Here is a 12,490-nt window from a genome sequence, read left to right as displayed (position 1 = left end):
AAATAAATACCGCCACCCCCTTGTTTGGGATTAGCGGTATTCCGAATTTTGATGTGTTGTTCGACATCACTCCATCTCACTTAGTGTGTCTAAATAATACCGGATATTATTTAGTACTATTTAGTGTCATCTAGTCATATTAGGTAATACTAAATATAACTCGCGTGAGATGTTTCTATTATCAGCTCCAAGCATCGATGTCCTCATCGTCAATTTCTTCTTCCGGCTCGGATACAGGCTCTTGCTTAGGCTCATGCATAGACTCAAACCCAGGCTCCGCCATATTCTCCTTGTTTTCCTCCACGGCTGCAGCCATTTCCCGCTGGCCTGAGGAAGGTCCGGCAAACGGGATTTCCTGCGGCAGCGCAGAACCCGCGCCTCCTTGCAAGACGTTCCTTTCTACGGGAACGAAAGCCTGCAAATTGCGGACACCATTCTGAAAAATCTCTTTCTCGATTAAATAACGAAGGGAATCCATGAGATTCGATTGGGCATTGAGCCACTGCATCACCAATGGATCTTCCGTTTTTTTCGTTTTTAAACTAATGTTTTCACCTGGCTGTTTCGTCTTCTTCACTCAAGTCACCTACCGAAATCCCATAGTTTGCGCATGCTTGCCATTTATACAGGCTGTGCGGCCTTATTCTTCAAAGCCTCGTAAATCTTGCCCCGTACAAAAGCGTCCAGTCCCATGGCATTCATTTGCACCGCATAGTCAGCCGGGATATACAGCAGCTGCATTTCGCGTTCGGCGCACAGCTCCTTGATTTCGGAATAGAGGATGGAACGCATAAGAATGCTTCCTCCCCCATATACGCAGATCAGATCGATTTCATTACGCGCCTTCGTAAGCTGTCTCTTCACGTTCTGCACGATTTGTCTTACTTGGCTTTCCAGCGGCCTTCTCAGCGTCTTAAGCGCGCGAGCATGATATTTATGCTTCGGATTTTTGATGACATCGCTGAAAAATTGACGCGGGCTATTAGGCAAATGGATCAAACGATTAAATTCGTCCAATGCTTCCTCGATCGCATAACCGGCGCCATGATGGCTGCCGTGGACAAATTGACGCAAAAATTTGTTGCCCTCCGTAATCGGATACTCGGTCGAGCCGTCCCCGATATCCACATGAAGAATTCGTTTGTCTTTGAAATAACTGCCGTTGAACTTTTTCTCAATGCCGTATTCCTTCAGAAACTCCTCGAAAATATCGCCCTCGCGCCAGTTCCCCTCGCCATCCTTCTGCAGGGTAAAAATGACGGGCGTCGCTTCCGGCACCACCTTCGCGAATGGAATAACGATCTTCACCCCGACACGTTGAATGCCCAGATGAACCGTTACATGATGCGAGCCGGAGGTAAAACGTTTCTCGAACTTCGCCGAGGTCTCATCCGTATGCTGCGTAACCGGCAGAGCCGTCGCCATGTCTACTTCAACGTCAATTTGCTCCGGAATTTGTTTCTCTTCTTCATAAGCCTTCTGTACGGCAATCGCCGCAATTTGGGCAAGCGTGTTGATGACCGGCAGGTCCATATCGCTCTTCAGATCGATTCCGATTTGCAAATTATCGAGAATTTCGCCGCTTTCCAGAGCAAACTTGCCGACATAGTACATGCCCGGTCTGGCAGCCGGCGAATCAATCGTGACGACCAGTTGATCCTGCAAATTTTTGATAAAGCTTTCCGGCGATTGCTCTTCGCTCCAAGGGAGCTCGTCCACCGTGCAATTGACATTGGGCTGCTGAATGAGCCTGCCGTCAATAATGAGGTCGTGCTCGCTGTTTCCGTTGTCGTTACCTACAAAGAAATGAAAGTTCATAAATATCTTCCTCCTTGTTCTTGCGTATAGGTATTACTTTGCCACACGAAGTGTTAGCGCGCATCCCTCTACGGTCCCAGAGGAGGTTAATATTTTCTCATCAAACAATGACATCATTTGCATTAACGTACGATGAGCAAACAAAAAAAGACATCCGATCCTTGCTTCGCAAAGGAATGATGTCTTTCTTATTCGTTCTAACGCCTATACCGCTCTTATTTCAAGCAGCTCGTATTGGATGACGCCAACCGGCGCATTAACGTGAATAATGTCGCCGACTGATTTTCCGATGAGCTCCTTGCCGAGAGGACTCTCATAGGATATTTTATTTTCATTGACATCTGCCTCTTCCGTACCTACAATTTTGTACTCGATTTTCTCGGCAAATTCAATATCATTCAGTACGACGACCGACCCAATACCGGCCTTTGACAGGTCGAGGCTCTTCGCATCGACGACCCGGGCTTTTTTCAACATTTTATCGAGAATGAGAATTCTGGTTTCCATAAAAGCCTGGTCTTCCTTGGCCGAATGGTACTCGCTGTTTTCCTTCAAATCGCCATAGCTGATCGCCAGTTTGATCCGGGCGGCCAGCTCCTTGCGCTTCACATATTTCAGTTCGTCCAGCTCCGCCTCTAATTGAGCCAAGCCTTCTTTGGTTAAAATAACTTCATCTTTTGACATGTTAACAGCTCCCATTTGCTCTCTTTGCTCTATTTTAACCTAATTTTCGTCAATATGCGAAATCGGCGGAGAATATCCGAATACGGGCGCTGCCCCATGCGCTGATGCAGCCCATTGCACCGCATTAGCGATAACGCGCAAAATTTGCGGATTATAAAAAGTAGGATACGTCTCGTGACCAGGCTGGAAGTAAAAGATCTTCCCCAGTCTGCGATAAAAGGCACAGCCGCTGCGGAAGACCTCACCGCCTTGAAACCAGCCTACGAAGATAAGCTCATCCGGCACGGGAATATCAAAAAATTCACCGTACATCTCTTCCTCCTCCAGCTCGATGTATGACCCAACCCCCGCCGTAATGGGGTGAGCGGGATTCACGATCCATAAGAGCTGTTTCTCCTTCGCTACCCGCCACTTCAATTCGCAAGTCGTCCCCATCAGTTTGCGAAACAGCTTGGAGAAATGCCCAGAGTGCAGGACAATGAGCCCCATGCCGTTCAGCACCCTCTGATAAACGCGCTCAACAACCTCATCACTGACCTGATCATGCGCCGCATGCCCCCACCAGATGAGCACATCCGTATGATTGAGGACCTGCTCGGTCAGCCCATGCTGCGGCTCCTCAAAGGTTGCCGTGTGAATTCGGAAACCATAAGGCGCCAAGCCCGCGGCAAGCGCAACATGCATGCCTCGAGGATAAATGGCAGCTGACTCCGCAATTTCCTTCTCGTCTATATATTCATTCCAGATTGTCAAGCGAATCGCCCTTGTTTCACGATACTCGTTACTGCCAATAAACGCTTTTATCATAGTTGTAATCTCCTCCGTACTATCCGTGTCACTTCTATAATATGTGCCCAGTCCTTAATGGTGACCATGTGCCGTTAAGACAAAGCCTGGGGAGCCTTGTCATTAGACGGGTTTAATTGCACATAAATATAGAGGATCGGAAGTGCGCAGCTTGAGGGTTCTTGTCACCGGCAAAGACGATACCATCGAAGCTATAGACAAACAATATTAGATCCATTTAACTGAGCTTCTTAGCGCAAATCCTCATATTCTGGACCGGCAAACCGAGCTTACGGGATCCGTCAGCACGGGACCACGCGGTCATCGAACAGCTGAAGGAGGGCATCACTCGAATCGCCCAAGCCGCCGGCATTCCTTTAACCGGTCGAAACGGACAGCCGGATCTCTGCCTGCTGCCTCCGGGAGCCGATTTCCATGAATTCGGAACATGCCGCATGGGCGATGACCCGGCTGTCTCCGTAACCAATCGTTATGGCCAGATTCACGGCATATCCGGCCTTTACGTCGCGGGCAACAGCGTCCTGCCTTTCATTGGCGCCACCACTCCATCCCTTACGGCTGCCGCGATAGCCATTCGTACAGCTGATTATATCGTGCATTCCTCCTCCGAATAACAAAGAGCCCTGCATCCCGTTATGATCTTATACCAAAGAAGAGGTATAAAAGCGCATACTCGGATGCAGGGCTCCATTGCCCTTCGTCATATCGACTACAATGTCCATAAGACTGTATAATTTATGTTATAATACTTAACATTTAATAATTTGAATACTTCTTATTTTATAGATTTCGCTCAAATAGTCAATAGTTTTGCATGATTTTCTATCGATAATTTGCTTAAATGACACTATTGTAAAAAAAGGGTTGATTTTTCGGGATTATGTGTTAGTTTATATAACATAGAAGTTGCGAAGGAGAGATATTCATGATAAACGTTAGACAATATTCCACAGTAGACCATGATCATGTGTGGAGGGTCCATCTTCTCGTCATTTCAGAGGCCGGAGTTGAACCTACGCATCAGCATTATCACGATATTTTTCACATAGAAGAACAATACCTGCAGAACGGCGGGGAATTTTTGGTCGTTACCGAGAAACAGGATAATGTCATTGCGATGGGCGGTCTTAAGAGGCTTGATGAGCATAAAGCGGAGATCAAGAGACTTCGCGTACACCCGAGCTATCAGAAGAATGGCTATGGCCAGCTCATGCTGACCAAGCTGGAGCAGCGCGCCGTGGAGCTCGGCTTTAAGCATATTTATTTGGACGCGCTGGCGAGCCAACATGGCGCTCGCAAAATGTTCATCAAAAACGGCTACGCGGAGAAAGGCCCCACGGTCGTCGACGGGTTCGACGTTATTGTTTTCGAGAAAATGCTGGCTTAGCGCATGCCTTGAAAAGGCTGTAAGCCCAAGCTGCTCGTACATTACAATCATGCCAGTTTAAAAGCTCCTTAGAACGCCTAGAAAATTCTAAGACGCATGAGCGAAGTTAGTGGATTTATACAGGATAGAGCACCGATTGGAGCTCGCACTAGCAAAATTAGTGGATTTATATACAGGATAAAGCGCCGAATGACAAGGGACAACCTCCGGTTGTCCCTTGTCATTTACTAATTAGCCCAAAGGCCCAATCAGTTAGCATTCTTCATTTGTTTGCTTCTTAGCTGTCCGCATGCCGCATCAATGTCCGTTCCGTGCTCGAGACGTACGCTGCAGCTCACTCCCTGCTTCTTCAGCGTATCATAGAACAAGCGAATCGATTCCTGCTCGCTTCTCTGATACTGGCTATGCTCATCCACCGGATTATACGGAATCAGATTCACGTTTACGAGCTGTCGCCGATCTCCGACAAGGTCAGCAAGCTCAAGCGCATGCTCCATTCGGTCGTTGACATCCTTTAGCAAAATATATTCCAGCGTAATTCTCCGATTCGTCTTCTCCAAATAATAATCGATCGATTGCATTAATTTCTCGATTGGAATGGCACGGTTGATCTTCATAATCCGCGTACGGAGCTCGTTATTAGGCGCATGCAGCGAAACCGCGAGATTGACGTTCAGATCGCTGTCCGCGAATTCGACGATTTTGCCTGCCAGACCGCTGGTTGAAACGGTAATATGCCTTGCGCCGATCGCAAGCCCCTTATGATCCTTCACCACATTGATGAAGTCTGTCATGTTCTCGAAATTATCAAAAGGTTCGCCTATCCCCATCACGACGATATGGCTGACTCGCTCATCCTTGCCCGCCTGGTCCAGATGAAGCTGAACCTTCATAATTTGCTCCACGATTTCCCCGCTCGACAAATCGCGGCTCTTCGCCAGCAGGCCGCTCGCACAGAAGCTGCACCCGATGTTGCAGCCTACTTGCGTTGTGACACAAACGGACAAGCCGAATTTATGTCTCATTAATACCGTTTCAATCAAATTGCCATCCTGTAAATGAAATAAAAACTTAATCGTTCCGTCCGCCGATTCCTGCTTCAGGTTCTCGTGTAACGTTTGAATAACAAAATGATCCGATAATAATTGTATACAATCCTTATTTATATCAACCATATCCGAAAATGCTGTGACCCGCTTCCGATAAAGCCAATCCCACACCTGCGCAGCCCGAGACTTCTTATGCCCATGCTCGTTAAGCCATGCCGTCAATTGCTCTAATGTTAATCCATAAATGGATGATATATTCATTCGATGCCCTCTTTCCAAAGCTTCAAGCTCAAAGCTATCAATCTGTTTATTATTGTCCCAGATTTTTATGCTTTAAACAAGGAGCGGGCGCAAGATTAGCTTCTGGATATGCATGGCAGGGTCGCGCTTTTCTCATGATCGAGCGGAGACGTTGCGTGAATATAAAAAATATCGTAAGAAGCGGCAATGCCGCCCGGTATGCCGAATTTTTCCTCATACCGCTTAAGCATCTTCGTAAATAGCTGTCGGGATCCCAGTCCGCGCGGTGCGGCTTCTGAAGCGTTCGCTCCGACCGCTTTGACAGCATTCAAAAAATCCCTAACGGAAGCATGCGTTTCTACTTCAAGGGAACGCTCATATTTCGTGGAGGAGAAGCCCGCTTCCCTTAGCATCGTCTGCCAATCGGCTGCCGACTGAAAGGAAAGTCCATGCCGCTGGGGCTCCTTCCCGCTAGCATGGTAGGCTTCCGCGAAGGACTCGTGCAGCTCGCGGAACGTATCCGGCCCGAAGGTCGCGAATGCAAGCGTTCCTCCCGGACGAAGTAGCCGCCTAAGGGCGATTAGCGTATCGTGCGGATTTCTCAGCCATTGAAAGCAAGCATTCGAGACGATGAGATCGAACGAGGACTGCGGGGCTTCAAACGCCCAGGCTTCCACGTCGGCAAGCACGAAGCGAATGCCATGCGGTTGTCCAATAGAGCGGATACGACGTTCAGCAGCTTCGATCATTGCCTGGGCAATATCAAGTGCCGTGATCGAAGAACCGGGCCAATTCCGCAGCAGCATTTCGGTCAAAATGCCGGTGCCGCAGCCGATCTCAAGCAGCTCCGGTTCCGCTGCGCCTGCCGCTCCGTTCCGACCGCGGAGAGAGCTGGCAAGCTTATCTGCCATGACCAGTTGCACGCGCGCATGAACATCGTAAGAACCCGCTGCACTGCGATTAAATTGACGGCTGATCGAGCTTGCTTTTGCATCCATGCCACCATCTCCTTATTTCCGCCGCCATGCTTTCCTCTCTTCCATGAAAGGGCATATGCCCGCATTCCGCTATCGTTAGCAGCTCGACGTGCGGCAGCAGGGCAGCCATTTCTTCTGCCGCCCCGTAAGGGCAAATCGTATCCTTGGTTCCGTGGATCAGCAGCACCGGACAATGAATGCCGGGCAGACGGGAAAGGTACTCCGTACTTCGAAGCAGCTGGAGACCCGCAATGAGCGCCGCCGTAGACCAGCTGCCGATAGGAGAGAGCTTCACAACGAGCTCTTTCTTCGATCCCTCTGCTGTCAGCAGTCTATGCCGGAAGGATTCCTCTACGGCTTGCCGGTCCTTTCCGAGCATCAAAATCATCTGCCGGACATAAACATCCGGCCAGCCCCGTTCGCTTTCCTCTCTCTCGCGAATGAACCTTGCTGTAGCCCCCATCAAAATAAGGCCGTCCGCCAATCCGTTAACGGCAAGGTGCAATGCCAGCAAGCCTCCGAGCGACCAGCCTCCAATTAACAGCGGTCTATATGTACCGTTATATAGAGCCGCCCCCTCCATTGCAGCTTCCCTAATGCTTCTTGCCTGTGCTTCCGCCAGCGCTAACAGCTCTTCATCCGATTCGACCTCTCCATACTCAAACGAAACATGCTTATAATCCGGCAACAAAACCTGAAGGCTGCCGAAAACCGTACGCGGCATGCTCCATCCGGTGAACCACAGTATTGTGCCGACTGTATCCGTCCTCTTCATGACCGCAGCACGCCTAATTCAATAGCGATTCTGCGAATGGCTGCGGCCGCACGGTTCAAATCCTCATCGGAATGGACTGCCGACAAGGAAAAGCGGATGCGTGCTGTGCCGCTCGGAACCGTAGGAGGTCGAATAGCGACAGTCGCTATTCCTTCTTCCTCGAGAGCGCTGCTGAACCGCAGAGCCTTAGCGTTGTCGCCGACAATAATCGGTATGATTGGCGAATCGCCCCTGCCGATTTCAAATCCGGCTTCGCCGAGCATCGAACGAAACCGTCTGCTTGCTGCGCTAAGCCGCTCGCGGCGCCAATGCTCGTCTTGGACCAAAGCCAGCGCTTGCGAAATGCCGGTTATAACGGAAGGCGGCAGCGCCGTCGAATAAATGAGCGGCCTGGCTCTGTTGATAAGCCATTGAATTAGTATATGGCTGCCGCAGACATAGGCGCCGTACACGCCGAACGACTTGCTGAATGTACCCATATGAATGTCCACCTCGTTTGACAGCCCAAGCTTATGGCAAAGTCCCTCTCCGCGCGGTCCGTACAGACCGCCGCTGTGGGCTTCGTCTACCATAAGCATCGCTCCATACTCCCGTTTCAGCGCAACCAGCTCTTGCAAGGGTGCGCAGTCTCCGTCCATGGAGAAGACGGCGTCCGTCACGATCAGCTTGCGCCGTTTATCGCGATGCCTGTTTAGCAACGAGCGCAAATGCTCCATATCGTTATGGCGATACCTCGCATGCTCCGCCCGGCTGAGCGCAATACCATCCACGATGCTGGCATGGTTAAGCTTGTCGCTGAAAACAACGTCATCCCGGCTAACCAGCGCTTGAATGACACCTATATTCGCGATATAGCCGCTTCCAAAAACAAGCGCCGCCTCGCTTTGCTGCCAGGCAGCAAGCTGCTCCTCCAATACGCGGTAGGGCCGCCTATTGCCGGTCACCAGCCGGGAGGCGCCGGATCCTGCTCCTTCAACGAACAGCGCTTGGCGCATGGCTTCAACTACTGCGGAATGCCCGGCTAGCCCCAGGTAGTCATTTGAAGATAAGTCCAGAAGCATTCGGTTTTCGCGCAAGAGATACCCGGGGTTATCCGTAATCGGAGCATGCCAGGTTAAGGTGCGCTCCAGCCCTTCCCCGGTCAATGCCGCAAGTTCCTTTTCCATCCAGTCCATCATTGGTCCATACCCCTTATAGTGCGCACATTTCAATTTCGAAGCCCAGATCCTCGATCATCTGATGATCGGTTGCAGCCTCCTGGCCTTCCGTCGTCAAATAGTCGCCTACAAAGACGGAATTCGCGGCGTACAGCGACAAAGGCTGAAGCGTCCGAAGATTGACCTCGCGGCCGCCTGCCACCCGTATTTCCTTAGAGGGACAGATGAGACGAAACAAAGCCAGCACCTTCAGCGCTTTCATCGCCGGAGTACGGCCCGCACCCTCCAGAGGCGTTCCCGGAATCGCGTTCAGAAAGTTAACCGGTATTGAATCGGCGTCCAGCTCCCGGAGAGCGCAGGCCATTTCGACAATTTCCCGATTCGTCTCGCCCATGCCGATAATGACGCCGGAGCAAGGGGACATGCCGTAGGTTTTGACCTTCTCTACCGTTTCAACTCTTTGATCGTAGGTATGAGTCGTCGTAATCGCCGGATAGTTCGCTTTGCTGGTGTTCAAGTTGTGGTTATAGCGGTGTACGCCGGCTTCGGCAAGCCTCATCGCTTGGTCGTCCTTCAATAGGCCAAGACATGCGCATATTTTAAGCGGCATTGTAGAGCGGATTTCTTGCACCGCTTCGACGACCTGGTTAAGCTCTTTGTCCGTCGGGCCCTTCCCGGCCGCTACGATACAATAGGTTCCGGCTTTGCGGGCCATCGCTTCGCGCGCTCCGGCTAACAGCGTCTCTTTATCGAGCAGCGTATATTTCTTGACCGGCGCCGTCGATACGATCGATTGCGAGCAATAGCCGCAGTCTTCCGGGCACAGGCCGCTTTTCGCGTTAATGATCATGTTAAGCTTGACTTTCTTTCCGTAATAATGCTTCCGTACCGCAAACGCAGCCTGCATCAGCGGCAGCACCTCATCGTTGTCGGCTTCTAATACCTCAATCCCTTCTTCTAACGTTAAACGCTCCCCATTCAGCGCTTTCCGGGCCAGCTTCAGCCAATCCTTTTCAGCAGCTATCGTGTTCATCTTTAACAACCTCCCCTATTTTGAACAGCAAGCGCCTGTCTGACAGGCGATAAATCGATCGTCTCGCGAACGGTTTGAATGAGTATCTCCATATGCGTATGAGACGACCGAGGCAAGCTTGGAAAACGGCCGAGCACCTTCACGCCGCTGAAGCGCTCGATCAGCTCCGCATTCCATGCGACGCTCGGATCTGTTTTCCATACGGCCTGCTCTCCGTCGTTCATAACGATTCCTGCAATCGGTATAGCCCGGTGCCGAAGCATCGCAACGGTCAATAGCGTATGGTTAATCGTACCGAGGCCGGACTTGGCTACGATAAGAGCCGGCATGAGCAGCTCAGCCATCAAATCCACCATCATTGCGTCATCGGTTAGAGGAACGGCGACTCCGCCTGCTCCTTCGACTATTAAGGCATCATAGCGGTTCATGATCGTTTGTCCTGCCGCCATCAATCCGTCGAGCGTCAGGCATACGCCTGCCCGCTTGGCGGCGAGCATAGGGGTAAGCGGCTCTGGAAAAGTAAACGCCGCAACGTCCTCGGGCCTCTCCATAATTCCCGTGCTCTGCAGCAGACGCTCCGCATCCGTCACGCCGGCACCGAGAGCCGTGCCTGTCTGCACCGGCTTCCAGACGCCGATCTGCTGCCCTTCGGCCCGAAGAGCTGCGGCAAGAGCCGCCGTCACGACCGTCTTTCCGACGCCGGTATCGGTGCCGGTGACGAAGAGGCCGCGAAATACGCGGGCCGACGTCTCCTCACTCATGCCCCCCACCCCTGTTCGGTAACGCTAATGATGGCCTCGCTCAAAATATCGACCATAGAAGCAAGCTCAGCCTCCGTACTCGACAGAGGAGGGATAAACACGACAACGTTGCCGAGCGGCCTCGTCAGCATCCCAAGCTCTCTCGCCCGCAGACAGACGCGAACGCCGATACGCTCCTTCCAGTCATACGGCTCGCAGGATACCTTATCGCGAACGAGCTCAATGCCAACCATCAATCCCTTTTGCCGAATATCGCCGACGTGGCGCCTATCGGCGAGCGGCCCAAGCCGCTGCTCGACAAGATTTGCTTTTACCTTCACGCCTTCGACGAGGTTTCGCTCTTCCATCAGCTGCAAGCTCCGCAAAGCAACGGCGCAGCCAAGCGGGTTGCCGGTATAGGAATGGCCGTGAAAGAACGTTTTCCGCTCCTCGTAATCGGCATAAAAGGCGCCGTACACCTCGTCCGTCGCCAATGTCGCCGCCAATGGCAGGTAGCCGCCGGTTAGTCCCTTCCCAACGACCATCAAATCCGGCGTTACCTCCTCGAGATCGCAGGCGAACATAGCGCCCGTTCTTCCGAAGCCGGTAGCTACCTCGTCGGCGATAAACAGCACGTCGTGCTTGCGGCACAAAGCGGCCATTTCGCTCAGGCATCCATGCGGCATGACCATAATGCCGCTCGCCCCTTGCACGATCGGTTCCACGATAAGAGCGGCGATCGATTCCGCACGCGTCTCCAATAGCAGCCTCAAGCCGGATAGAGCAGCCTCTGCCGCAGCCTCCGGACCTCCTTGACGATAAGCATCCGGATAAGGGATGACGTGTGAAGGGAACAGCATAGGCCGGAATACCTCATGATAGAGCGGAATCGCCCCTACGCTGACCGCCCCGATCGTGTCTCCGTGATAGGCCTGATTCATGGTGACGAACGACGTTTTGCCGCGCATTCCCTTGTTATGCCAATATTGAAAAGCCATTTTCAAAGCAATCTCCACGCCGGTTGCGCCCGAATCGGAGTAAAACACCTTCTTTAATCCTTTCGGGGCGATCTCGATAAGCTTCTCTGCAAGCTCAATAGCCGGCACATTCGCCATCCCGAGCAATGTCGAGTGAGCGACAAGCGCCAGCTGGTCCGTAATCGCCTGATTGAGCTCCGGTACCCGATGCCCATGCACATTAAGCCAAACCGACGAGAACCCGTCATAATAAGCGCGTCCATGAATGTCATAAAGCATAACTCCCTCGCCCCGTTCGATGATGAGAGGGTCGACTCTGTTATAGTCTTTCATTTGCGTAAAAGGATGCCATACATACGACTGATCGGCGGCAGCCAGTTGTTCAGAACGCGTAGCCATGAAGATTCCCCCTCCGTTGCTTCCTCGATATGTTAACCACATTAAAAAAATGTTGGTTAACAATTAACTGTAGCCATTCTAGCAGAAGAAGGCTCTTACTGTAAATATAGGAATGGCAAGAATAGGCGGTAAGCATAAAGAACGAGGATAGACCTGCCATTCAAGTGTTTTGAGGTCGTTTTGCCTAGCTTTCTCATAATCCAAAAGTCGCTGTCGCGAAATATAACACTTGATTCTTCGACATATTTCTACTATTATTTGTATTGTAAAGATGGATTAGGTATTTTTGCCTATTCAATTGATGACATAAGTTCATAAAGGCAAACTCATTGAAAGATGAGGACGCAAAGCTATAGGGGCTAAAGTGTATGCAGGTACACGATGCCAGCCAGTTGCTGATCCATACGAATATTCGTGAATCAAGCAACTCTCCTTTCGGGCAGGGTT

At 51.2% G+C, this 12,490-nt stretch carries 13 protein-coding genes and 1 riboswitch; of the genes, 2 read left to right on the top strand and 11 right to left on the bottom strand.

Annotation, left to right across the window (positions count from 1 at the left end; translation table 11 throughout):
- Positions 1-181: 181 nt before the first annotated feature.
- From L1N85_RS06520 to L1N85_RS06505, 4 genes are all read right to left on the bottom strand, one after another.
- Positions 182-577, bottom strand: coding sequence for a hypothetical protein (locus L1N85_RS06520; protein ID WP_235236279.1), 396 nt, complete (start codon positions 575-577; stop codon positions 182-184).
- 44 nt (positions 578-621) lie between these two features.
- Positions 622-1,818, bottom strand: a complete 1,197-nt coding sequence (locus tag L1N85_RS06515) for a ParM/StbA family protein (protein WP_235236272.1) — start codon at positions 1,816-1,818, stop codon at positions 622-624.
- Between the two features lie 204 nt (positions 1,819-2,022).
- Positions 2,023-2,502, bottom strand: coding sequence for a transcription elongation factor GreA (greA, locus tag L1N85_RS06510; RefSeq protein WP_235236270.1), 480 nt, complete (start codon positions 2,500-2,502; stop codon positions 2,023-2,025).
- A 39-nt stretch (positions 2,503-2,541) separates the two neighbouring features.
- Positions 2,542-3,309, bottom strand: a complete 768-nt coding sequence (locus L1N85_RS06505) for a ThuA domain-containing protein (protein WP_235236268.1) — start codon at positions 3,307-3,309, stop codon at positions 2,542-2,544.
- Positions 3,310-3,743: 434 nt separating this feature from the next.
- On the opposite strand from L1N85_RS06505, the gene L1N85_RS06500 reads away from it, so the two are divergent.
- A complete protein-coding gene (locus L1N85_RS06500) occupies positions 3,744-3,923 on the top strand; it encodes a GMC oxidoreductase (protein WP_235236266.1) in 180 nt (59 codons plus the stop codon).
- Between the two features lie 311 nt (positions 3,924-4,234).
- On the top strand, positions 4,235-4,696 hold the full coding sequence (locus L1N85_RS06495; protein ID WP_235236263.1) for a GNAT family N-acetyltransferase: 462 nt from the start codon (positions 4,235-4,237) through the stop codon (positions 4,694-4,696).
- A gap of 248 nt (positions 4,697-4,944) precedes the next feature.
- On the opposite strand, the gene rlmN is transcribed toward L1N85_RS06495, so the two are convergent.
- The 7 genes from rlmN to bioA form a co-directional block, all read right to left on the bottom strand.
- Positions 4,945-6,006: a 23S rRNA (adenine(2503)-C(2))-methyltransferase RlmN gene (rlmN, locus tag L1N85_RS06490; RefSeq protein WP_235236261.1), complete on the bottom strand. Its 1,062-nt coding sequence runs from the start codon at positions 6,004-6,006 to the stop codon at positions 4,945-4,947.
- A 95-nt stretch (positions 6,007-6,101) separates the two neighbouring features.
- On the bottom strand, positions 6,102-6,983 hold the full coding sequence (gene bioC, locus L1N85_RS06485; protein WP_235236247.1) for a malonyl-ACP O-methyltransferase BioC: 882 nt from the start codon (positions 6,981-6,983) through the stop codon (positions 6,102-6,104).
- Positions 6,946-7,737: an alpha/beta hydrolase gene (locus L1N85_RS06480; protein ID WP_235236245.1), complete on the bottom strand. Its 792-nt coding sequence runs from the start codon at positions 7,735-7,737 to the stop codon at positions 6,946-6,948. The genes bioC and L1N85_RS06480 overlap by 38 nt, the downstream gene beginning before the upstream one ends.
- Positions 7,734-8,912 carry an 8-amino-7-oxononanoate synthase gene (gene bioF, locus L1N85_RS06475; protein WP_235236522.1) on the bottom strand — a complete coding sequence of 393 codons (1,179 nt, stop codon included), beginning with the start codon at positions 8,910-8,912 and terminating at the stop codon, positions 7,734-7,736. The genes L1N85_RS06480 and bioF overlap by 4 nt, the downstream gene beginning before the upstream one ends.
- Positions 8,913-8,928: 16 nt before the next feature.
- Entirely contained in the window at positions 8,929-9,927 is a 999-nt protein-coding gene (bioB, locus tag L1N85_RS06470) for a biotin synthase BioB (protein ID WP_235236243.1), read from the bottom strand.
- A gap of 2 nt (positions 9,928-9,929) precedes the next feature.
- A complete protein-coding gene (bioD, locus tag L1N85_RS06465) occupies positions 9,930-10,688 on the bottom strand; it encodes a dethiobiotin synthase (RefSeq protein WP_235236241.1) in 759 nt (252 codons plus the stop codon).
- On the bottom strand, positions 10,685-12,043 hold the full coding sequence (gene bioA, locus L1N85_RS06460) for an adenosylmethionine--8-amino-7-oxononanoate transaminase (RefSeq protein ID WP_235236239.1): 1,359 nt from the start codon (positions 12,041-12,043) through the stop codon (positions 10,685-10,687). Before bioA ends, bioD begins: the two co-directional genes overlap by 4 nt.
- Before the next feature lie 309 nt (positions 12,044-12,352).
- Positions 12,353-12,443, top strand: a riboswitch (cyclic di-GMP riboswitch).
- Positions 12,444-12,490: the final 47 nt, after the last annotated feature.

Origin of the sequence: Paenibacillus alkaliterrae, assembly GCF_021532375.1 — a bacterium.
Taxonomy (GTDB): Bacteria; Bacillota; Bacilli; order Paenibacillales; family Paenibacillaceae; genus Pristimantibacillus; species Pristimantibacillus alkaliterrae.
This window is presented reverse-complemented; position numbering and strand designations above follow the sequence as displayed.